Origin of the sequence: Janthinobacterium sp. LPB2021202312-11-4 (assembly GCF_037049705.1) — a bacterium.
Classification (GTDB): Bacteria; Pseudomonadota; Gammaproteobacteria; order Pseudomonadales; family Pseudomonadaceae; genus Aquipseudomonas.
Window position 1 is genome coordinate 252153 of record NZ_JBAGKV010000004.1, and the last position, 22301, is coordinate 274453.

The following is a 22301-nucleotide window of genomic DNA, read 5'->3' on the forward strand; positions in this document are numbered from 1 at the left end:
ATAGTCGCTCGCTTTCAGGACGAGGAAGAATCATGCGGATTACCAGTTTTGCAGCCGCTGCCGCTCTGGCGTTTGTTCTTTCAGGCTGCGTAGGAACAGATTTTTCGTACGATGAAGCCAGGAAGGTGAAGGTCGGTATGACTGAGGATCAGGTTACCCAAATCATGGGGCCGCCTTATTCAGTGGCTTCCCGAGCCGATGGCCAGATGTGGATTTGGAGTCATGCAAATGGGATGACCGGTGCAAGCCGCGTGATTTCCTTCAGAATGGTCGACGGGAAGGTCGTCGAGGTGCCAACCATTCCGTCGAGCTTCAAATAAAGCTGCTTCGGCCAAATAAGACGAGGGAACAACATGCGTATTTTGATAGGGGCTGTGGCGGTGATGCTGTTGGCGGGGTGCGCCTCAACAGCGATATCGGTGCGAGACGCAAAGCCGGTACCGGCAGATGAGGCTTACGCCTTTCAATCCAAGCCATCAGGTGAAAGCGGGAAGATTACGGTAGTTCGAGACTCCGGCGCTGTCGGATCGGGTTGCGATATCGTCGTATACGTGGATGGCCGCAAAGCTGCAAAAATCGGCACAGGACAGCGTGCAACATTTTACCTTCCGCCCGGATCGCCAAACCTAGGCGCAGGCCTGGCCGGATCTGGCCTATGTGCAGGTGCTGCAATTCGGACTATCTCTGCGAATGTCCAGTCAGGCAAGGAAAGCCTTTACAGAATCAGCGGCGATATGGCCGGGTTCTACATAGGCCCCTACGTCGATTACAACTGATTTTAAAATTCAAATAGCCGCCTCCGGGCGGTTTTTTATTGCCTGGAAAAAATCAATGTGCACGTCAGCCATCAACTACCAGCCCATGACCATAATCCGTTTGCATGGCCAGCTTCGACAGTTTGGAAAGTCGTTCAGGCTTTCCGTTAAGTCTCCGGCCGAAGCGATAAAAGCGCTCTGCGTCCAGATACCCGGTTTCGAGCGATTTATTTCAAATGCCAAATCTAGGGGGCTCGAATTTGCGGTTTTTCGCAAAGGAAAGAACATCGGTGAGGGAGAGCTCGGCTACAGCGGCAGTGGTGATATCCGTATCGCACCGGTCATAGTCGGCAGCAAGCGAGGCGGAATTCTCCAGACCATCGTTGGCGCGATCCTGATCGTTGTAGGTGTTTTTGCCTCCGCCACACCTTTTGGCGCGCCTTTGGTTGGCGCAGGTATTGGGCTCGTCGCCGGCGGCGTCATCCAATTACTCAGCCCCCAGGCCGGCGGCCTCAAAACCAGCGCCGCCCCAGAAAACACCCCCGGCTACGCCTTCGGCAGCGCCAAGAACACCACGGCATCCGGCAACCCGGTCCCGCTCTGTTACGGCAAGCGGCGTGTAGGCGGGGCAATTATCAGCGCCGCGATTTACGCCGAGGACCAGATGTAGCCAAGACGATGAACACCACAGCCGCCCAAGAGGCGGTTTTTTATTGCCTGGAGAAAAGCATGGGCGCAGCACAGCAGCTCGATATTTACGGCGCCAAGGGCGGATCGGACAAACCAAAGACTCCAACCGAAGCACCAGACAGCCTGCGCTCGGTGGCCGTGGCCAAGATCCTCATTGCGATGGGAGAGGGCGAGTTCGCCGGCAACCCGACGGCACAGGACATCTATCTCGACAACACGCCGCTGCAAGATCCTCAGGGCAATATGAACTTCCCGAACGTGAAGTGGGAGTATCGCAACGGCTCTGTTGAGCAAGGCTACATCCAGGGCATTCCGTCGGTAGAAAACGAAACCACCTTGGGCATCGAGCTGCGCAGCGGCACGCCTTGGGTGCGGGCGATCAGCAACATAGAACTGTCGGCGGTGCGCCTGCGTTTTGCTTGGCCAGCTCTTCAGTCGGTCGACGCCAGCGGCAACGTGAACGGTTACCGGATTGAATACAAGGTCGAACTGGCCACGGACGGTGGCGCGTATCAGCAAGTGCTGAGCGAGGCTGTTGACGGCAAGACCACCAGTACTTACGAGCGCACCCGTCGCATTGATCTGCCAGCCGCGACCACTGGCTGGCTGATGCGGGTCACCCGAATCACGCCCAATCAGAACAACAACAAAATCGCTGACACGATGCAGATCGCCGGCTTCACCGAAGTCATCGACGCAAAGCTGCGGTACCCGAACACCGCACTGCTCTACATTGAGTTTTCCGCTGAGCAGTTTCGAAGCATTCCTGCGGTGACGGTCGATACCGAGCTGAAAATTATGTCGGTGCCGAGCAACTACGATCCTGTTTTGCGTTCGTACACCGGGATTTGGGATGGCACTTTCAAGCAGGCGTGGACCGATAACCCGACCTGGATGACCTACGACATCACGACTGCCGACCGTTTTGGCCTGGGCCGCCGTATCAAGCCCTGGATGGTCGATAAGTGGGAGCTGTACAGGATCGCCCAGTACTGCGATCAGCCGGTGCCGGACGGGAAGGGTGGTATGGAGCCGCGCTTCATTTGCAGCCTGAACCTGCAAAGCAAGGCTGACGCCTGGTCGCTGCTGCGCGATATCTCGGCGATCTATCGCGGCATGACTTACTGGGCCCAGGGCCAGGTCTTCACGCTGTCCGACATGCCCCGCGCCACCGATTTCGATTTCGCCTACACCCGGGCGAACGTGATCGACGGCAAGTTCACCTACTCGAGCGCATCGGAGCGCACCCGATACAGCCGCGCCCTGATCAGCTACGACAATCCGGCGAACAACTACGACACCGACGTCACCGCCGTGACCGACGCCAAGCTGCAGCGGCGCTACGGCGACAACCCGCTGGAGATCAGTGCGATCGGCTGCACCCGGGAGTCCGAAGCGCAGCGCCGCGGCAAATGGGCTTTGCTCACCAACTCCAAAGACCGTGCCGTCAGCTTCCGCGTCGGCCTCGATGGCCGCATTCCGATGCCCGGCTACGTCATCCCCATCGCTGATGAGCTGCTGGCGGGCCGGCCCATTGGTGGCCGCATTGCTGCGGTGAATGGCCGTGCTATCACGCTCGACCGTGACACCCAGGCCAAGGCCGGTGACCGGCTGATCCTGAACCTGTCGAACGGCAAGTGCGAAGGTCGTACCGTTCAATCGGTCGCGGGCCGCGTGGTGACTGTGACAGTCGCGTATTCGGCTGCGCCAGAACCTGAACTCGTTTGGGCGCTCGATGCCGACGACCTGGCTGTGCCTCTGTACCGCGTGACCAGCGTGTCCCGGCCAGAGCCTGGTGTATTTGAGATCTCGGCCGTCCAGTACGACCCAAGCAAATTCGCTCACATCGACACCGGCGCGCGCCTAGAAGAGCGCCCGATCAGTGTTATCCCGATCACCGTGGTTCCGGCCCCGGCCAGCGTTACCGTCACATCGAGCTCGGTTGTGTCCCAGGGCATTGCCGTCGCGACGATGACGATCACCTGGCCGGCGGTGCCAGGCGCCGTCGGCTATGACGTGGAGTGGCGCAAAGACAGCGGCAACTGGATCAAGATGCCGCGCACGGGTTCCACCGGTGTCGACGTCACGGGTATTTACGCAGGCGCCTATGTTGCCCGTGTGCGCGCCGTCAGCGCTTTCGATATCTCGTCGATCTGGCGAAACTCGATTCTGACCAACCTAAAGGGCAAAGAAGGCCTGCCGCCGGCAGTGTCTTTCCTGACCACCACAAGCGAACTGTTCGGGATCAGCATAAAGTGGGGTTTCCCCGCTGGCGCCGAAGACACCCAGCGTACCGAGATCTGGTATGGGCCGGCGAACAGCCTGCCAGCGGCGACCAAGCTGGCCGACCTGGCTTATCCGCAGGGCGACTACCGCATGCAGAGCCTGCAGGCCGGTGCCAGTTTCTTTTTCTGGGCGCGGCTGGTGGACCGGACCGGCAATGTCGGGCCGTTCTACCCTGTGGTCAACGGAGTGCTTGGACAAGCCAGTTCGGAGGCCGGGCCGATTCTTGACCTGATTGCCGGCCAGATCGGTGAGTCGGAGCTGGGACAGGAGTTGCAGGATGAGATCGACAAGATTTCCGGCAGCGGCCCTGGATCTGTAAACGATCGCCTTGAGCAGGCCAAACAGGATCTTGAGAGCCTGATTGATCAGATAACGGATTCTCTGGCTTATGACCCGGGCAAGGCCTATGCAAATGGTGAGATCGTTCGGCAGGGCCAGCACCTGTATCAAGCCGTTGGCCCGGTACCGGTCAACACCACGCCACCCAACCCGACCTACTGGTTCGACATGGGCACCATTGCCGAAACCACTCAGGCGATGGCGCTGCAGATCCAGCAGAACAAAACCTCGATTGAAACCGTGGACGGCAAGGTGATTGCTCAGGCCTCGACCCTTCAATCACTGCAAGCCAACTGGCGGGCGGATGACGGGGAAGGCGAGTTGGCCGATGCGCTTAAGGGGTGGAGCAGCACCGCGTCTTTCGCGCAAGAGGTTCGCACGCGTGCGACAGAGAGCGAGGCCGCCGTATCGCGCTTGACCGTCATGGAGGCACAGGTTGGTGAGAACACCTCCGGACTTACCACGCTCGAACAGGTGGTGGCCACCGATCAGATGGCTAAGGCGGAGCGCATCGATCAGTTGCAAAGCGAAGTCGATGACAACTCGGCGGCTGTCCTGACTGTCACGGAGTCTCTGGCCGATACCAACAAGTCGCTGGCGTCGCAAACCACCACGCTGGAGGCGGTCGCCGGCAATGTGCGTGACGGAACTGACGAAGGGGATCTAGCCAATGCCTTGGAGTCTTGGGAGGCGCGCGCGTCGATTCAGGTGACCACACGCGCCCAGGCCGATACCGACGGCAAGCTGTCGACGATGTGGGCGGTGAAGATGCAGGTGAACGCCAACGGCCAATATGTCGCGGCTGGCATCGGCCTGGGCATCGAAAACGGGCCGGGCGGGCTGCAAAGCACATTCCTTGTTAGCGCGGATACGTTCGCGGTGGTCAACGGCATCGACGGCAAACTGTCCTCACCGTTTGCCGTGACCGGCGGCGATGTGTTCATCAGGTCGGGGTTCATCCAGGACGGCACGATCACCAACGCGAAGATTGGTAGCTACATCAGCTCGACGAACTACGTTGCCGGTCAGCAAGGATGGATTCTGAACAAGGATGGCACGCTTGAAATCAATGGTGTCGTCGCTGGCGGCGGGAGGCTCGTCATCACCAACCGCTCCGTCCGAGTGTTTGACGCCGGCGGTGTTAAACGTGTGCAACTGGGGGATCTGACGGAATGAGCCATGGAATGCGGATCTGGGGTGGCGATGGCACGCTTCAGGTTGATGAGAACTCTTTCACCATGCGCGTGGTGTTGTCGACTCTGGTCACCTTTGCCAACAATACCAAGGCCAATCAGGACTTCGCTGTTGTGGGCTGCGATGCATCCAACTCCGTCGCGATCGTAATTCCCATCGGTCCTTACGATGAAAATAGTGCTCGACAATTCGAAACCGAAATGGTGTCCGGCATCGCGCGCGTCTACAACTACACGCGCACGTTTGCGGCAAGTCTTTCAACTAGCGGGACCATGCGACTGATGGTAATCAGGTTTGCCTAATGACTTACGGCCTAAGTTTTATCAACAACAGCAATCAGGTGGTGATTGATTCAGAGTTTGCCAGGCTAAACGTAATTTGTAGCGGACGTTATGCCCCAACACAGGAGTCTGGACTTGGATCAAGCACTTACTTTCCTCGGATAATTACCAGCCAAGAACCACCGCTGGTGTTTTGCCGGCCAGATACCGGTGGCGTGGCAGGGCTCACGGCCATGCAACTGACTGGATCGGCCGGCAACTGGACCGGCTTCTACGTCCGGGCGTACGACGTAAACACCAACCAGCCAAACGGGCGCTACTTTGCAGCAACCTTCGGTGCCCAGCCTGTTGCATCGTACGGAATGCGATTGTGGGACGGGGGATCAAAGCTGCTCTTTGATTCAGGTACACCAACAGCGCTGTTCACTCGTTCTTTTCAGAATTGGACATATGTTCGATCTGAAACTACCCCAACTACAAGTACTCGTAATTTTTACACCGTATCTTTCAACTTTCCCGAAAACGAATACCTGCTAATAAATACATTTGGGATGAATATGGTTACAGGCTCGCCTGCGGGCCGATCGATAAAAACACTCTGGGACTTCAATTCCGGTGTTCTATATGCAGTAACTGACGGGTTCACTAATCCCTTCGCCTTTTTCTTGTCTGTGGTATTTGCAAAACTCGCGGTTTAATTTAACTCTTCAAAGGAAGTTTCTATGCCTTGGTATAAAGCCGGGACGGTTTCTGTTACTCAAAACTCCAATGCCGTTATAGGAACGGGCACGGCTTTCATCGCAAACAGCCGTGTCGGTGACGCCTTTCGTGGCCCCGACGGGGATTGGTACGAGGTAACGAACATTGCCAGCAACACGGCCGTGTCGATCTCCCCGAACTACCAGGGCGCAACCAACGCTGCGGGCAGTTATGCGCTGGCGCCGCTTCAGGGCTACGTCAAAGAGTCCGCTGATCGGCTGCGACAGCTCGTCGATCAGTGGGGTGCCACCCTGGCCGGTCTCGGCTCGGTTTCCGTCGAGAACATTGTGCCAGTAGCGAAGGGTGGTACCGGTGGTAATACCCAACTTGCCGCGCGCGCTGGTTTGGGCCTGGGCACAGCAGCGACAGCGGCCATCGGCTATGAACTCGGGAACGTGGCTGACGCCTATGCTTCGGGTCGGACGAAAACGAGCGTTGCTCAAAGCTGGCTGACGAATGCTGTACACGGGATTGATCCAAACCTTTACCCGCCAGGCTCTGCGGGTATGCCAACCGGCGGTACCGGGTATTGGTACAAGCAGATCTTGCGACACTCGGACGGTTCCAACAGGCTGACAATCGCTTGGCCTTATGGGCTTGCCGGGAACTCCGGCACTGTGAAATTTCAGTCGATCTATGACGGGGCCGTAACGCCTTGGATTGAGCTGTACCACACCGGCAACACCACTCGCGGCTCTGGCGGCGTACTGTCTGCTGCATCGCCGATCCTGCGCATTGCTAACGTCGTCGATAGCCAGCGCCGGGACTTGAACGAGCAGACGTTCGAATCTGCTGGCGCCTGGGGTGTTGCGAACAATGAAGCACGCGGTGTGAGCGTTGAGCGCCTTGGCGTTGGCGCGTATCGCGTAACCGGCAGCCTGGGCCTCGCCTTGGAAGGCTGGCGAACTCAGGACCCTTGCTCGCCAGACGGCGGCGGTACGCTCGGTATCACTGAAAGCGAGCAGGGTGCCGACGGCGTAGTGATCATCCGCTTGTTCAAACAGCGCTGGACCCTGTCGGAAGATGGGGAAATGATTCACGGTCGCGGGGCTCCGCTGGATGTGCCGCTCAATAGCTGGATCGACGTGCGTTTGGAAATGCCCGCCGTAGAGCCGCTACCATCGCCGCTCACCGAAACCGAATAACAGCCCGCCACTGAGCGGGCTTTTTCTTGCCTGGAGAAAAGTGATGACTGCAACCGATAAAGACCGCGACATCCTCGCCCGCACGCTGTGGGGTGAGGCCCGTGGCGAAAGCCTGGCCGGGCAGATTGCCGTGGCCTGGACCATTCGCAATCGTGTGAACGACGGCAAGGACAAGTCATGGTGGGGCGAGGGCTACACCGGCGTGTGCCAGGCCAAGTACCAGTTCAGTTGCTGGAACTCGAACGACCCAAATTACCCGTACCTGTCCGGCGCAAAGTCGATCCCGTTCCGCGAACTGGCTCAGGTGCGCATCGCTGGTGACCAGGTGATCGACGGCAAGGTGCCTGATCCAACCGGCGGCGCCACCCACTATTACGCTACCGCCATGAAGAAGGCCCCGGCCTGGACGGCGAAGGCCAAGCAGACGGTGATTATCGGCGGGCACGTCTTCTTCAAGGATGTGCCGTGAGCCCGGTTGGGCTGAAGGTGGCGCTGGCCGGGATGTTGGTGCTGCTGCTGATCACCGCCGGCGGCACTTGGAAGGTACAGGACTGGCGCTATGGCAAGCAGCTCGCCGAACAGACCGGCCTCCATCAGGACGACCTGAACGCCATCAGCAACGCGGCCGCCGCCCAGGTGCGCGCCGATCAGGACAAACGCCTGGCGCTGGAGCAGCGTCTTTCGGGCAGCGACCAAACCCACCACAAGGAACTGACCGATGCTCAAACCAATCAGGCTCGCCTGCGCGATCGTCTTGCCACTTCTGATTTGCGGCTGTCAGTCCTCATCGACGCAGCGGATTCAGCCGGTGGCTGTTCAGTGCCAACCGGTGCCGCAACCGGCGGCGTGGCTCATGGAGGAGCGCGCGCCCGACTTGACCCAGCGCATGCTCAACGAATTATCGCCATCACCGACGACGGCGACCAAGGACTGATCGCGCTGGCCGCGTGCCAGGCATATGTCAAAGAGTTGAATCGTTGATAGGCTCGATCAGTTCTGACCCCTGATTGCGCACGCTGCCAATGGCGCGGTCCACTTGGAACCATTCAAACGCCTCGGTCGGTTCCCCCTGCAGCATCACCATCTGCTCGGCGCGCTCTTTCGGCGTGGCCGGGTCCAGCCATTCCCGGGCCAGTTCCGGCGACAGCGTCACCGGGCGCCGGTCGTGGATGTCCACCATCCCGCCAGCGCTGTCGGCGGTGATGATCACGAAGCCGTCGTGCTCGCTGGGTTCGTGCTCGGTATTAGGGTACTGGCCGATGGCGGCGCACAGGATCGGTGCCTGGTCTTTCCGACGAATCAGGTAGGGCTGCTTCTTCGGTCCGCCTTCATCCACCCATTCGAACCAGTTGTCGATCGCGATGATTGCCCGGTGCGGCCAGATTGCGCGGAAGAACGGGCCGTGAGCGACTTTCTCGACCCGGGCGTTGATCGGCGCCGCCCTATCTTTGGCCCAGTGTGGACGCCAGCCCCAGCGCACCATGTCGGCGTGCAGCACATTCTCCTCTTGGTGGAAGAGGGCAAGCTGAGTTGAGGGCGCGGCGTTGTAGCGCGCGAAGGGCTGGTCGCCGGCATTATTCACCAAGGCGTTGGGCATGCTGAGCGCCGCCACGAAGTCATGGATACCGCTGTACTGGGAGAGTCGTCCGCACATATGCAATTTTTCTCCGGCTGAAATTGAAGCTTAGCCACGGATTTGCCATGCCGGAACATCCTCGCCCTTTAGCTTGCGAATTTTCAGTACCAGCTCGCTGATCTGCTTGTTGCAAGCCATCAACTCCCAGTTGCTTTTCGTTTCTATCTCAGTGGCTCTACGGTGTGCTGCCGAGAGTTCTGTTTGTGCCTTTGCGAGTTCAGCGCGTAGAGCATCACGCTCGACGGAGGCTTCGCCATGCATCTGCACCAAGCCGAAGATGTCCTCCCGTGCTTTACGCAGTTGCAGGGTCAGTTCCTGGACTTCGTTTTCCAGCATCAATTTGTAATGGGTGATGGTTTCCAGTTCGGTCGGACTTCCAAGCCAGTCGCTTGTGTCTTCGATGTCGAGGGGGTCCACAGGGTGCGCCTTATAGATACTGTTTGGATATACAGTAATCGAGACGACGTGATCGGGCGAGATTGAGGCGACGAGCTGTAGGGTTTTGAAGTGACGAACGGTAGGCAGGACGCCTAAGAAGGGAATGGAGCTTGTACCAATTTTTGTACCAATGACCGTGTAATGAGGGTGTAAACCGGGTATTCCAAAGTAAGGAAGTGCCCGGTTTCATTGGCCCTGAGTACTTTGCCTTACCCCTTTAGAATCGCGGTGTAATTCTGTTCCAGGGACATGAAACTACCTGTGGGATTTTTCGCAAAGGGCAAGGGTACGGTGGCGGACACGGCGCTGCAAGCGTGGCGCGACAGCTTTACTCGTCGCGGCCTTCCATCATGGTGCGTTTGAGCATCACATACACCGCGCCGGCGCCGCCGTGTTTCGGTTGGCACGAAGTGAAGCCGAGTACCTGGGAATGCTGGCGCAGCCAGGTGTTGACGTGGCTTTTGATCATCGGTCGCTTGCCGTCCAGGCGCACGGCTTTGCCGTGGGTGACGCGCACGCAGCGGATTTCGAACTTGGTGGCTTCGGCGAGAAACGCCCAAAGGGTTTCCCGGGCTTTTTCCACGCTCATACCGTGCAGGTCGAGGCTGCCTTCGAACGGAATCTGGCCAATCTTGAGTTTGCTGATCTGGCTTTCCTGCACGCCGTCGCGGGCCCACATCAACTCGTCTTCCGGGCCGACATCGATCACAAACTGATCGGACAATCCGTCAACGGTGGTGGCATCGGTGCGCACGGTGGCGGCTTGACGCAGCTTGGCGATTTGCGCGCGGTCGCTTTTGGGTTTGCCGGTTTCGGCGCGATCGTGCTTGATCGGCTTGATGCCTTGGGTCGCACTTTTGAACAGGGAAAAATCGTCGTCTTGCATGTCAGCCTCCGCGAAGGCCGCCAGTTTACCCAAGTCGGGACGCTATCCATAACAATTGGGCCCGGCAAAACGCCAGGCCCGGTATTCAGTCGTGTTTTTTCATCAGATGCGGCGACATGTTCAGCGCTTGCGACTGACGCGAGCGGCGCCGGCAACGACGCCACAGCCATACGCCGATGTACAGGACGACCAGGCCAATCGCCAGGATTGCGGCGGCGCCGACCTTGTTGGTATTCAACTCGCCCATTGCCGGCGCGTGGCCGAGCAGGCTGGCGATACCGGCCATGGCGAGCAACACACCGCCCATCGCCAGCAGCGCGGCAATCGCTGCGCCGAATCTAAAACGCCAGTTGCGTTGGCCCTTGGGCCGCAGGCGGCGTGCGTCAAAACCATCGGATAACTTCATTCCGACCTTCCTCAATGGGTATCGGCCCTTCGACCGGGAGTTGACCGGGATGTTCCTGAGGCTAAGGCAATTGCAGCAAACGAGAGGCTTTTGCGGATGAGCGGCGGCATGAACCGCTCATCTAAAGTCGATCAGATCAGATCGTGGGTCAGGGCGAGGGTGGCGAAGTTATCTGCCATGATCGCCATTTCGGTCTGCTGAACGTGCTCGGCGCTCAGGACTCCGCCCTTGTAAGGCAGGTCGCGGGTGGCGCAGGCGTCTTCGACCAAGGTGCAGCGAAAGCCCAGGTTCTTTGCCGCGCGCACGGTGGTGCTGACGCTGGAATGGCTCATGAAACCGCAGACGATCAGGTCCAGTGAGCCGAGGTTTTGCAGTCGATCGTACAATTCGGTGCCGTGGAATGCGCTCGGCAGCAATTTGCCGATGATGGTTTCGTCCGTCTGTGGCTCCAGGCCCGGGATGAATTCACCGCGCTCGCCCTGCGGATCGAACAGCCCGCCGACGGTGCCGAGGTGACGCACATGCACGATCGGCCGACCGGCTGCACGTGCAGCGGCCACCAGTTGCTTGATGTTTGCGACGGCAGTATCCATGCCGCTCAGGGCCAACGGGCCACTGAGGTATTCTTTTTGAGCATCGATGATGATGAGGGTCGCCTGGCTCAGTTTGGCCGCCGGGTAACCGCGACCGCTGAGTTGAAACATCGTTTGTGGAACGGACATTCTGGGGCTCCTTGGAGTGGGGCTTTTGCGACATTGTCCTCTGGCTGAGCGGTTCTGTGAATCGCTACCATCGCAGGCACCGTCGTTGCTGGCTTGCAGCCTTGTCAAGATGCGCGTTTTGTTCAATAGCCCGGCGGAAAAATGGATAAGTCCTACATCTGATCCGGTGTTTTTCCTGCGTCGTCGTGACGCGTTTGGCTGTTAGAATCGCCAGTCGTTTTTTTTGGAGTTTGCCGCCGTGATCACTTCCCGCCTTCGTACCCTGCGCGACCACATTCGTTGGGCCGTCAGCCGCTTCCATGGGGAGGATCTGTTTTTCGGCCATGGCACCGACAACGCCTGGGACGAAGCCCGTCAACTGGTGTTGGGGGCGCTGCACTTGCCGTGGGAAATTGCCGACAGCTATCTGGACTGCAATCTGGAAGACGATGAGCTGGTCAATCTGCAACGCTTGCTCAAGCGACGCATCGACGAGCGCGTTCCCACTGCGTATCTGTTGGGCGAGGCGTGGTTCTGTGGCATGTCGTTCATCGTCGATGAGCGTGTGCTGATCCCGCGTTCGCCGATTGGCGAGCTGATCGAAAAACGCTTTGCACCGTGGCTGGCTAACGACCCGGCGCGCATTCTCGACCTGTGCACCGGTTCCGGTTGCATCGGTATCGCCTGTGCCTACGAGTTCCAGAACGCCGAAGTGGTGTTGGCCGATCTGTCCTACGAAGCGCTGGAAGTGGCTAACCAGAACATCGAACGTCATGGCGTCGATGAGCGGGTCTACACCGTTCAGGGCGATGGCTTTGATGGCTTGCCGGGGCAGCGTTTCGATCTGATCGTGTCGAATCCGCCCTACGTCGACGCGGAAGATTTCGCCGACATGCCGGACGAGTATCAGCACGAACCGGAGCTGGGCCTGGCTTGCGGCGACGACGGTTTGAACCTGGTGCGCCGGATGCTCGCCGAAGCGGCGGATCATCTGACCGAGAAGGGCTTGCTGATTGTGGAAGTGGGCAACAGCCAGGTGCACGTCGAAGCGCTGTACCCGGAAGTGGACTTTGCCTGGCTCGATTTCGAGCGCGGTGGGCATGGGGTGTTCATGTTGACGGCTGAGCAATGCCGCGATCATCAAGCGGTGTTCGCTTCCCGCGTTTAAGCGTTAAAAGCAAAAGATCGCAGCCTTCGGCAGCTCCTACAGGGTTGTGTGTACACCTGTGTAGGAGCTGCCGAAGGCTGCGATCTTTTAATCTACCGGTGCGTCGCAATCCAGATCAACAACCCCGCCTGAAACACCGCAAACGCCACCAGGCACGTAATCGTAAAACGCAACCCGGCGTCTTCACGCTTGTACTTGCTGACTTTTTCTTCGTGTTTCTTCAGCTTCACTTCCTGCTCAGCCAGGTTTTGCTCAGCCTGCTGAAGCATCTGCGCGGCTTCCAGTATTTCCACTTGCTGCAGCTTTTCGGTATTCCAGTCGCCCAGCAAGTCGCCGACCTGCACCTCTTTAACGCTGCCCTTCAAATGCTGGGCATCGGCGTACACCACATCAAAACCGTGGACCCGCAAAAAGTGATCGCGACGCAGGCGTGTGTCTTCGTTCAGCGCATCCTTGTTGTTCAGGTCGCTGCCGTCGACGGTATAAGCGGGCCAGCGCTTTTTCGCCCAGTTGATACCTTGCGCGGCCAGATAACGCCCGATGCCACGGTTCATCGGTTCGATCTGCAAACCGCTGGCCGGGCCGAAATGCACGCGTCTGGTGTCGTGATCGACCCAAACGTCCAGATGATTCTGTTCCTTGCGCACCCGCTGGCCAGGCAGCGAAATGGTCATGCGCATCAGGCTGTGCTGTTTGTCGTTGCGCTCGGCGTAACCGAACTCGACAAAACGCAACGGCCGCCCACCGGTGTTGCGATCGGTTTGCAAGGGCGCGAGGCGGAGCATCTTGTGGTGCTCGACGTGGACGTCCGCCCACGGCAGCTCGACCACTGGCGGTGTGTCTTTTTCAGCGGCGGTGTCGGGTGAAGTCTGGGTATCAGTCATAACGGCGAGATCCTGTCCAAGCGCTACTTGTCGCCAGTCATAGCGCTGGCGACAAAGGCTTATCGGCCGTTTTTTTCAGGACTGGAGGGTAATGGCATTCAACGGGTGCGAAGTCCGTCAATAAATTCGATGATTCGCGTGCCGAGTTCGGCGGCCAACGGCAAATTCGGGTCCTTGTAGGACGCCAATTGCCGTTTCACGTCGGTGGGTACGATGCGCATCACGTGGTTCATGCCTTCGATCACCGCCAGGGTGGCGTCCGGTTTGGCGGCTTTCAGTGCCTTGGCATCGCCGACGCCGACTTGAATGTCGTGACTGCCCTGGATGATCAAGGCCGGCATCTTCAACTTGGCGAAGGCGGCGGCCGGGTCCTGGCGAAACAGCGAAATCAGGTACGGCTGCACGCTCGGACGGAAAATGACCTGCAACTGCGGTGGCACGTTGTCGTCGACATGGCCGGCCTTGAGGCTGTCGAGCAATTCATTGCTTCGCAGCATCAGCGGCGGTGGCAGGCGATTGCTCAGTTGCTGGCGCAGGACCTCATCCACCGGCCGGGCGCTGCCGGACATGGAAATCACCGCCGCCGCATCGACACTCGGGGCCGCCAGCGTCGCGATCAACGCGCCTTCGCTGTGCCCGAGCAAAATCAGTGGGCCAAAGCGCGGATCGGTCTTGAGCTGGCGGCCCCAGGCCTCGGCGTCGGCCACATAGGCTTCCACCGACAGATTGCGCTCGTCCGGCGTCGCGGCCAGGCTCGCCGCCACGCCGCGCTTGTCGTAGCGCACGCTGGCGATGTTGTGTTTGGCCAGTACCCAGGCCAGCCGTTTCAGGCTGTCGTTGCGTCCGCCGTCGGGGTTGTTTCCGTCGCGATCCGTAGGACCGGAGCCTGAAATAATCAGGACAACCGGCACCGGCGTGTCGGATTTAGGCAGCAGCAGTGAGCCGAAAAGCTCTCCGGTGCCGGTATCCAAAGTGATCGGTCGTTGTAGGACAGTGGCCTGAACGAAGCCGGTAAAGAGGGTAAGACTCAAGGCTAAAACTCGCAGCATCATCACGCCATCATGAACAAGATGCCGGTTGGACTCGCGGGCACCCATAAGGTTCGAGGATGAACTACTTGGGTAGCCTGCGTATACTGGCGCGCATTACGTATTCAGGTTCGATTTCACGGAGCGTCCCGCATGTCCGGCAATACCTACGGCAAGCTGTTCACTGTCACCACCGCTGGCGAAAGCCATGGTCCGGCGTTGGTCGCCATTGTCGACGGCTGCCCGCCGGGTCTGGAGATTTCCCTGGAGGATCTGCAGCGTGACCTTGACCGCCGCAAACCCGGCACCAGCCGCCACACCACCCAGCGCCAGGAAGCCGACGAAGTCGAAATCCTCAGTGGCGTGTTCGAAGGCCGCACCACCGGTTGCGCCATTGGCCTGCTGATCCGCAACACCGACCAGAAGTCCAAGGACTACTCGGCGATCAAGGATCTGTTCCGCCCGGCCCACGCCGATTACACCTACCACCACAAATACGGCGAGCGCGATTATCGCGGCGGCGGTCGCAGTTCGGCGCGGGAAACCGCGATGCGTGTGGCGGCTGGCGCAATTGCCAAGAAGTACCTGGCGACTCAGGGCATCGTCATTCGTGGCTACATGAGCCAGCTCGGCCCGATTGAAATCCCGTTCAAGACCTGGGATTCGGTGGAAGACAACGCGTTCTTCAGCCCTGACCCGGACAAAGTGCCGGAACTGGAAGCCTATATGGACCAGTTGCGCCGCGACCAGGATTCCGTCGGCGCCAAGATCACCGTGGTCGCCGAAGGCGTGATGCCGGGCCTCGGCGAGCCGATCTTCGACCGTCTCGACGCCGAACTGGCCCACGCGCTGATGAGCATCAACGCGGTCAAAGGCGTTGAAATCGGCGCCGGTTTCGCCAGCGTCGCCCAGCGTGGCACCGAGCACCGCGATGAAATGACCCCGGAAGGTTTCCTCAGCAACAACGCCGGCGGCATTCTCGGCGGGATCTCCTCGGGTCAGCCGATCGTTGCGCACCTCGCGCTCAAACCAACGTCGAGCATCACCACGCCGGGCCGCTCCATCGACGTGCACGGCAACCCGGTGGATGTGATCACCAAGGGCCGTCACGATCCGTGCGTCGGCATCCGCGCCACGCCGATTGCCGAAGCGATGATGGCCATCGTGCTGATGGATCACTTGCTGCGTCACCGTGGGCAGAACGCCGATGTGCGGGTGAGCACGCCGGTGTTGGGTCAGCTTTAATGGCTGACCTCTCGGTCGCCGGGGTCTGAGGACCTTGGCGGTGCTCCCGTACTGGCGGCTTTCCAGTTTCTACCTGTTCTATTTCGCCTTGCTCGGATCGACAGCGCCATTCCTGGCGCTGTACTTCGATCACTTGGGCTTTTCCAGCGCGCGCATTGGCGAACTGGTGGCGATCCCGATGCTGATGCGCTGCGTGGCGCCGAATATCTGGGGCTGGCTCGGCGACTACACCGGCCGACGCCTGGCCATCGTGCGCTTCGGGGCGGTTTGCACGCTGCTGACGTTCTCGCTGATTTTCGTCAGCAAAACCTACGCCTGGCTGGCGATGGTCATGGCACTGCACGCGTTCTTCTGGCATGCGGTGTTGCCGCAGTTCGAAGTCATCACCCTGGCGCACTTGAAAGGCCAGACCTCCCGCTACAGTCAGATCCGTTTGTGGGGCTCCATCGGTTTCATCATCACCGTGGTCGCGCTCGGCCGGGTGTTCGAATGGCTGAGCCTGGATGTGTACCCGGTGGCGCTGGCGCTGATCATGGCCGGGATCGTCGTCAGCAGTTTGTGGGTGCCCAACGCGCAACCGGTCCAGAGTGAACGAGTGACGGGGGAGGGCTTCCTCAAGCAACTGCGCAGCCCCGGTGTGTTGGCGTTCTATGCTTGCGTGGCGCTGATGCAGATGAGCCACGGCCCGTATTACACCTTTCTGACCCTGCACCTCGAACGACTCGGTTACAGCCGTGGCGTGATCGGCATGCTCTGGGCGGTGGGCGTGGTCGCCGAAGTCCTGATGTTCCTGGGCATGAGCAAGATTCTGGCGCGCTTTTCGGTGCGCCGGGTGCTGATGGCGAGTTTCCTGCTGGCGGCCCTGCGCTGGTTGCTGCTAGGGTCCTTCGCTGAATTCTTGTGGGTATTGCTGTTCGCCCAAGTGTTGCACGCGGCAACCTTCGGGAGCTTTCACGCGGCTGCCATCCAGTTCGTGCAACGTAGTTTCGGTGCGCGTCAGCAGGGGCAGGGCCAGGCGTTATACGCGGCACTGGCCGGCACCGGCGGCGCACTCGGCGCGTTGTATTCCGGCTACAGCTGGAATGCCCTTGGTGCCACATTGACCTTTAGTATTGCCAGCCTCGCAGCCTTCGCGGCTGCCGTTATCATTGCCACACGTATGCAAGAGGACCGGCCATGAGCCTTACCCGAGAACACCTCGCCCAGGAAATCATCGACGCCGGGCGTTTTCTGTATGGTCGCGGCTGGTCGCCGGCCACCAGCAGCAATTATTCGACACGCCTGTCGCCGACCACCGCACTGCTGACCGTGTCCGGCAAGCACAAAGGTCAGTTGGGCCATGACGATGTGCTGGCCACTGACCTGTCGGGCAACAGCCTGGAAGCGGACAAAAAGCCGTCCGCCGAAACCTTGCTGCATACCCAGCTCTATAGCTGGCGCCCCGAGATCGGCGCGGTACTGCACACCCATTCGGTGAACGCCACGGTGCTGTCGCGTCTGACGCCCCAAGACTTCATCGAGTTCGAAGACTACGAATTGCAAAAGGCCTTCAGTGGCGTCTCGACCCACGAGTCCCGAGTGCGAGTGCCGATTTTCGACAACGATCAGGACATTGCGCGCCTGGCCGCCAAGGTGCAGCCTTGGCTCGACGCCCATCCCGATTGCGTCGGCTACCTGATTCGTGGCCACGGCCTCTATACGTGGGGCGCGCGCATGAGCGACGCGCTGCGGCAGATCGAGGCCTTTGAGTTTTTGTTCGAGTGCGAGTTGAAGACCCGCAGCGTCGTGAACCGCCAAGGCTGACTTCACCAGAAGTAGCCCATTTACCTGATGAAATGCCGTGCCCGACCGGTCTGCAAGAACCGGACGGCAGGGCCGATACCGAGGAATTGCCCCATGAGCAGCCTGTCCGTTTATCACATCTCCAGCCCTGAAATACCGAACAAGGTTTTGACTAACTTCGAAGACATCGCTTCGACTCTGGCCGAGCAGGGCGTGCGTTTCGACCGTTGGCAAGCCGCCGCGAAAATCCAGCCCGGCGCCAGCCAGGAAGAAGTGATCGCGGCCTATCAGGAACAAATCGACAAGCTGATGACCGAGCGCGGTTACATCACCGTCGATGTGATCAGCCTGAACAGCGATCACCCGCAAAAGGCCGAACTGCGGGCCAAGTTCCTCGATGAACATCGGCATGGCGAAGACGAAGTACGATTTTTCGTTGCCGGCCGTGGGCTGTTTACCCTGCACATCGACGATTACGTCTACGCCGTGCTCTGCGAGAAAAACGACCTGATCTCCGTGCCGGCCGGTACGCCGCACTGGTTCGACATGGGCGAGCATCCGCATTTCGTGGCGATCCGTCTGTTCAATAACCCGGACGGCTGGGTCGCCAAGTTCACCGGCGAAGACATTGCCAGCCGCTTCCCGCGTCTTGAGGACTGAGTTAATGCCGATCAAAGCGATTCTCACCGACATCGAAGGCACCACCAGCGCGGTGAGTTTTGTGTTCGACGTGTTGTTCCCTTATGCCGCCAAACACCTGCCGGACTTTGTGCGCCAGCACGCCGCGCGGGGGGATGTTGCCGAGCAACTGGATGCCGTACGCCGGGACAGCAATGAACCTGATGCGGACGTTGAGTGCGTTATCGCCATCCTGTTGAGCTGGATCGCCGAAGACCGCAAGGCCACGCCGCTCAAGGCGTTGCAGGGCATGGTCTGGGAGCAGGGTTATCAGGCCGGGCAGTTGAAGGGCCACGTTTACACGGACGCCGTTGAAGCGCTCAAGCGCTGGCATCAGGACGGTTATCAACTGTTTGTGTATTCCTCGGGCTCGATCCAGGCACAAAAGCTGATTTTCGGCTGCTCGGACGCGGGGGATTTGTCGCCGCTGTTCAGCGGTTATTTCGACACCACTTCAGGGCCGAAGCGCGAAGCGCAATCCTACGCGCGCATCACCCAGGGGATTGGGCTGGAAGCGGCGCAGATTCTGTTCCTGTCCGACATCGTCGAAGAACTGGACGCCTCACGCACCGCTGGAATGGCGACCTGCGGGCTGGCCAGAGAGGGTGGCGAATTGGCGGGGCACGTAACCGTCGACAGCTTTGCGCGAATCGATCCCACCACTTTCTAACCGTCAACACATAACCCGTAGGAGCAAAGCTTGCTCGCGAAGGCGGCGTGTCAGGCGATATTGATGTTGGCTGATCCGACGCCTTCGCGAGCAAGCTTCGCTCCTACAGGGAATTGTGTGACTCCAGAAACAACTCAGGCCGTGAAGCGAAAGCTCCCACGGCCTGTTTGTTTAACGCCTTTAACGATTTACGCCGAGTGATAGGTCGGCAAGGCAAACCGTTGCTGACTTTGCAGCATGGAGATCTGTGGCAGTTCGCTGGCCTGTTCGGCGAGGTCGCGGCGAATGGCGCTGATCACCCATGACAACTGATCGCCAGCATGCAATTGCTGATAGGAAATCGAGCGTTTAAAGACTTTGCCTTCGGCGCTGCGCAGTGTCAGCAGGATGCCGCCGTCAGGGCGTGCCTGGGTGGTCACGTCGAAGTTGGAGAACAGCGAGGTAAATTTTTCTTGGATCAGGCTCATGTCTATCCGCTCCGTTAGCACTTGATTAGCAAGCATGGAGAGGTAGTTGCAGCGATTGTGCCAGCATCTGTTTTTTAAAAAATCGTTATAAATCAATAAGTTATTTATTTAGTGATTTTTTGCTTTCGTGCAATCTGCATGAATGGCCATCGTGCATCCTGCATTTTGCGTGGTTGCCCACGATTCGATGGAACGAATCCCGCGGCCAGGGTTCGCGTTTGCCCGGGTGGCGATTGCGGATACAAAACATTGCAAAAACCGCGTGTACAGCGCCGGAACGGCTGACGTATTTTCGGGCTCAATCAACGCCACCCGACAATAAGAAGACCGAACGGGAGCCACCATGAGCGACACGATTACCTGGGGCATGATGCTCCGCAAACTGCCTAGCATCGCCAAAGCCATTCCCCGCGTGGTGAAGGGCCTGAAAGTCGCCAACGTCAAGGACCCGACCCAACCGTGTGGCCTCGGCTGGAGCTTCGAGCAAGCCACTTTGCGCAATCCCGAAGGCTTGGCGTTGCTGCAAAACGAGGTGGCGCTGACGTATCGACAGGTCAATCAATGGGCCAATCGCATCGCCCATCACCTGATCGATCAAGGGGTCGGCAAGGGCGATGTGGTGGCAGTGTTCATCGAGAACCGCCCGGAACTGCTGGTGACGATACTGGCGGTGGCCAAGGTCGGCGCCATCAGCGCGTTGCTCAATACCTCGCAAACCCGCGACACCCTGGCCCATAGCCTGAACCTGGTGGCGCCGGTGGCGGTCATTGTCGGCGAAGAGTTGGTTCCGGTGTATTCGGCGGTGCGCGAGCGGGTTGCCATCGATGCCGCGCGCACCTGGTTCGTCGCCGACCGTGACACCAGCAGCGATCCGGGCATTGCGCCCGACGGCTTCGTCAACCTGATGACGGCCAGTGCCGACGCCTCCAGCGATAACCCGGCCAGCAGCCAGCAGGTGTTTTTCGACGACACCTGTTTCTATATCTACACCTCCGGCACCACCGGGTTGCCCAAGGCTGGCGTGTTCAAACACGGGCGCTGGATGCGCAGCTCCGCCAGTTTCGGCTTGATCGCCCTGAACATGCAGCCCCAGGACGTCGTCTATTGCACCTTGCCGCTCTACCACGCCACCGGACTTTGCGTGTGCTGGGGCTCGGCCATCAGCGGCGCCTCGGGGTTTGCCATCCGCCGCAAGTTCAGCGCCAGTCAGTTCTGGAACGACGTGCGCAAATACCAGGCAACCACCCTCGGGTATGTCGGCGAATTGTGTCGCTACCTGGTCGATCAACCGCCCAGTGCCGACGACAACCGGCACGGCGTCACCAAGATGATCGGCAACGGCCTGCGCCCCGGCGCGTGGGGCGAGTTCAAGACGCGATTTGCGGTGCAGCATATTTGCGAGCTGTATGCGGCCAGCGACGGCAATATCGGCTTTACCAACATCCTCAACTTCGACAACACCATCGGTTTTTCCCTGATGTCCTGGGAGTTGGTGGCGTATGACCACGACAGCGGCGCGCCGATTCGCAACGCCAAGGGTTTGATGAGCCGGGTGGCCAAGGGCGAGCAGGGCTTGTTGCTGGCGAAAATCGACGACAAGGCCCCGCTGGATGGCTACACCGATCCGCAGAAGACCGAGAAAGTCGTGCTGCATGACGTGTTCAAAAAGGGTGACCGTTACTTCAATACCGGTGATCTGCTGCGCAATATCGGTTTCGGCCACGCGCAGTTTGTCGATCGCTTGGGCGACACCTACCGCTGGAAGGGCGAGAACGTCTCGACCACCGAGGTCGAGAACATTCTGTTGCAGCACCCGAACATTTCCGAGGCGGTGGCCTACGGCGTGGAAATCTGCAACACCAACGGCCGAGCGGGGATGGCGGCGATTACGCCGGCCGAGTCCCTGGCGACCCTGGATTTCAGCGAACTGCTGAGCTTTGCCCGCCAGCAAATGCCGGCCTACGCCGTGCCTTTATTCCTGCGAGTGAAGGTGAAAATGGAGACCACCGGGACCTTCAAATACCAGAAGACCCGGCTCAAGGATGAAGCCTTCGACCCGGGTAAAACCGGGGAAGACCCGATCTACGCCTGGCTGCCGGGCACCCAGACCTACGTGCAAGTCACCGAGCAGGTACTGGCGGATATTCACGGGGGCAAGTACCGCTATTGAATCTGGCTATGGCCGTGCTTGAGAAAAAAGGGGTGACAGGCGCAGGGGCGCTCGGGAAACTGTCGGCTTTGCGATTAACCGAAGATGGAGTCCCCGATGTCAGACCAAAGCCGCCAGATGACGCCCGAAGAAGCTGCTGAATTCGCCGAACAGGTGTTCAACAAAGCGCGCGAGGGCGATGCGGCCATGATGGCGGCGCTGCTGACCAAAGGCCTGCCGCCGAATCTGCGTAACCACAAGGGCGACACGTTGCTGATGCTCGCCGCCTACCACGGCCATGTGGAGACGGTGAAAGTGCTGCTGGAACACAAGGCCGACCCGGAAATCCGCAACGACAACGGCCAGAGCCCGATTGCCGGTGCCGCGTTCAAAGGTGACCTGGCAGTGGTCACGGCGTTGGTCGAGGGCGGGGCGCAAGTGGAAGGTTCTTCGTTCGACGGTCGTACGGCGCTGATGATGGCGGCGATGTTCAACCGTGTGGAAATCGTCGACTACCTGATCAGCAAAGGCGCCGACCCGAAAGCCAAGGACGCCAACGGCGTTTCGGCGCTGGATGCGGCCAAGACCATGGGCGCCGTTGATACCACTGCTCAGCTTGAGAAGCTGATTGGCTGAATGACCTGAAAGATCGCAGCCTTCGGCAGCTTCTACATTGGATGGTGTACACCCCCGTAGGAGCTGCCGAAGGCTGCG

25 protein-coding genes are annotated in these 22301 nt (G+C 59.4%); 17 read left to right on the plus strand and 8 right to left on the minus strand.

What is annotated here, in order from left to right:
• Nucleotides 1–32: 32 nt before the first annotated feature.
• From bamE to V5E99_RS06795, 9 genes are read left to right on the plus strand one after another with little or no spacing between them, the layout of a single operon-like run.
• Complete coding sequence (gene bamE / locus V5E99_RS06755) at nt 33–320, plus strand: outer membrane protein assembly factor BamE domain-containing protein (protein ID WP_499801736.1); 288 nt, start codon at nt 33–35, stop codon at nt 318–320.
• 33 nt (nt 321–353) lie between these two features.
• A complete protein-coding gene (locus tag V5E99_RS06760) occupies nt 354–776 on the plus strand; it encodes a hypothetical protein (RefSeq protein WP_499801737.1) in 423 nt (140 codons plus the stop codon).
• Nucleotides 777–831: 55 nt separating this feature from the next.
• The gene (locus V5E99_RS06765) at nt 832–1425 is read left to right on the plus strand and encodes a tail assembly protein (protein ID WP_499801738.1); all 594 of its coding nucleotides are present in this window, start codon (nt 832–834) and stop codon (nt 1423–1425) included.
• Nucleotides 1426–1433: 8 nt separating this feature from the next.
• Nucleotides 1434–5246: a TipJ family phage tail tip protein gene (locus tag V5E99_RS06770; protein WP_499801739.1), complete on the plus strand. Its 3813-nt coding sequence runs from the start codon at nt 1434–1436 to the stop codon at nt 5244–5246.
• Nucleotides 5243–5566, plus strand: coding sequence for a hypothetical protein (locus tag V5E99_RS06775; RefSeq protein WP_499801740.1), 324 nt, complete (start codon nt 5243–5245; stop codon nt 5564–5566). Before V5E99_RS06770 ends, V5E99_RS06775 begins: the two co-directional genes overlap by 4 nt.
• Complete coding sequence (locus V5E99_RS06780; RefSeq protein ID WP_499801741.1) at nt 5566–6243, plus strand: hypothetical protein; 678 nt, start codon at nt 5566–5568, stop codon at nt 6241–6243. The genes V5E99_RS06775 and V5E99_RS06780 overlap by 1 nt, the downstream gene beginning before the upstream one ends.
• A 24-nt stretch (nt 6244–6267) precedes the next feature.
• A complete protein-coding gene (locus tag V5E99_RS06785; protein ID WP_499801742.1) occupies nt 6268–7449 on the plus strand; it encodes a phage tail fiber protein in 1182 nt (393 codons plus the stop codon).
• A gap of 43 nt (nt 7450–7492) precedes the next feature.
• The gene (locus V5E99_RS06790; RefSeq protein WP_499801743.1) at nt 7493–7918 is read left to right on the plus strand and encodes a cell wall hydrolase; all 426 of its coding nucleotides are present in this window, start codon (nt 7493–7495) and stop codon (nt 7916–7918) included.
• Nucleotides 7915–8430, plus strand: a complete 516-nt coding sequence (locus tag V5E99_RS06795) for a lysis system spanin subunit (RefSeq protein ID WP_499801744.1) — start codon at nt 7915–7917, stop codon at nt 8428–8430. The genes V5E99_RS06790 and V5E99_RS06795 overlap by 4 nt, the downstream gene beginning before the upstream one ends.
• Here V5E99_RS06795 and V5E99_RS06800 read toward each other — a convergent pair.
• The 5 genes from V5E99_RS06800 to V5E99_RS06820 all read right to left on the minus strand — a co-directional run bounded on the left by V5E99_RS06800 (nt 8411) and on the right by V5E99_RS06820 (nt 11537).
• Nucleotides 8411–9103: an SOS response-associated peptidase family protein gene (locus tag V5E99_RS06800; RefSeq protein WP_499801745.1), complete on the minus strand. Its 693-nt coding sequence runs from the start codon at nt 9101–9103 to the stop codon at nt 8411–8413. The two genes, V5E99_RS06795 and V5E99_RS06800, sit on opposite strands and share 20 nt — an antisense overlap.
• Nucleotides 9104–9133: 30 nt before the next feature.
• Nucleotides 9134–9502: a hypothetical protein gene (locus V5E99_RS06805; protein ID WP_499801746.1), complete on the minus strand. Its 369-nt coding sequence runs from the start codon at nt 9500–9502 to the stop codon at nt 9134–9136.
• A 349-nt stretch (nt 9503–9851) separates the two neighbouring features.
• Nucleotides 9852–10409, minus strand: a complete 558-nt coding sequence (locus tag V5E99_RS06810) for a Smr/MutS family protein (protein WP_499801747.1) — start codon at nt 10407–10409, stop codon at nt 9852–9854.
• Between the two features lie 85 nt (nt 10410–10494).
• On the minus strand, nt 10495–10815 hold the full coding sequence (locus tag V5E99_RS06815) for a hypothetical protein (protein WP_499801748.1): 321 nt from the start codon (nt 10813–10815) through the stop codon (nt 10495–10497).
• Nucleotides 10816–10946: 131 nt separating this feature from the next.
• Complete coding sequence (locus V5E99_RS06820; RefSeq protein WP_499801749.1) at nt 10947–11537, minus strand: cysteine hydrolase family protein; 591 nt, start codon at nt 11535–11537, stop codon at nt 10947–10949.
• Between the two features lie 238 nt (nt 11538–11775).
• Between V5E99_RS06820 and prmB the strand changes: the two genes are divergently transcribed.
• Nucleotides 11776–12684, plus strand: coding sequence for a 50S ribosomal protein L3 N(5)-glutamine methyltransferase (gene prmB / locus V5E99_RS06825; RefSeq protein ID WP_499801750.1), 909 nt, complete (start codon nt 11776–11778; stop codon nt 12682–12684).
• Nucleotides 12685–12776: 92 nt separating this feature from the next.
• Here prmB and V5E99_RS06830 read toward each other — a convergent pair whose 3' ends face one another.
• Both V5E99_RS06830 and V5E99_RS06835 read right to left on the minus strand, forming a co-directional pair.
• Complete coding sequence (locus V5E99_RS06830; protein WP_499801751.1) at nt 12777–13568, minus strand: hypothetical protein; 792 nt, start codon at nt 13566–13568, stop codon at nt 12777–12779.
• Nucleotides 13569–13666: 98 nt separating this feature from the next.
• Nucleotides 13667–14599, minus strand: coding sequence for an alpha/beta hydrolase (locus V5E99_RS06835; protein WP_499801752.1), 933 nt, complete (start codon nt 14597–14599; stop codon nt 13667–13669).
• Between the two features lie 150 nt (nt 14600–14749).
• On the opposite strand from V5E99_RS06835, the gene aroC reads away from it, so the two are divergent.
• The 5 genes from aroC to mtnC all read left to right on the plus strand — a co-directional run bounded on the left by aroC (nt 14750) and on the right by mtnC (nt 18971).
• A complete protein-coding gene (gene aroC / locus V5E99_RS06840) occupies nt 14750–15841 on the plus strand; it encodes a chorismate synthase (protein ID WP_109628758.1) in 1092 nt (363 codons plus the stop codon).
• 40 nt (nt 15842–15881) lie between these two features.
• A complete protein-coding gene (locus V5E99_RS06845) occupies nt 15882–17021 on the plus strand; it encodes an MFS transporter (RefSeq protein WP_499801753.1) in 1140 nt (379 codons plus the stop codon).
• Nucleotides 17018–17644, plus strand: coding sequence for a methylthioribulose 1-phosphate dehydratase (locus V5E99_RS06850; protein ID WP_499801754.1), 627 nt, complete (start codon nt 17018–17020; stop codon nt 17642–17644). The genes V5E99_RS06845 and V5E99_RS06850 overlap by 4 nt, the downstream gene beginning before the upstream one ends.
• A 93-nt stretch (nt 17645–17737) precedes the next feature.
• The gene (locus tag V5E99_RS06855; protein WP_499801755.1) at nt 17738–18283 is read left to right on the plus strand and encodes a 1,2-dihydroxy-3-keto-5-methylthiopentene dioxygenase; all 546 of its coding nucleotides are present in this window, start codon (nt 17738–17740) and stop codon (nt 18281–18283) included.
• 4 nt (nt 18284–18287) lie between these two features.
• A complete protein-coding gene (gene mtnC / locus V5E99_RS06860; protein ID WP_499801756.1) occupies nt 18288–18971 on the plus strand; it encodes an acireductone synthase in 684 nt (227 codons plus the stop codon).
• Nucleotides 18972–19159: 188 nt separating this feature from the next.
• Here the strand turns inward: mtnC and V5E99_RS06865 are convergent, their stop codons facing one another.
• Complete coding sequence (locus V5E99_RS06865) at nt 19160–19438, minus strand: DUF3509 domain-containing protein (RefSeq protein ID WP_499801757.1); 279 nt, start codon at nt 19436–19438, stop codon at nt 19160–19162.
• Between the two features lie 343 nt (nt 19439–19781).
• On the opposite strand from V5E99_RS06865, the gene V5E99_RS06870 reads away from it, so the two are divergent.
• Together V5E99_RS06870 and V5E99_RS06875 are read left to right on the plus strand one after the other, a co-directional pair.
• Nucleotides 19782–21608, plus strand: a complete 1827-nt coding sequence (locus tag V5E99_RS06870; RefSeq protein ID WP_499801758.1) for a long-chain-acyl-CoA synthetase — start codon at nt 19782–19784, stop codon at nt 21606–21608.
• Between the two features lie 96 nt (nt 21609–21704).
• Nucleotides 21705–22223 (plus strand): ankyrin repeat domain-containing protein, encoded by a 519-nt coding sequence (locus tag V5E99_RS06875; protein ID WP_499801759.1) that lies wholly within the window; start codon nt 21705–21707, stop codon nt 22221–22223.
• Nucleotides 22224–22301 lie beyond the last annotated feature (78 nt).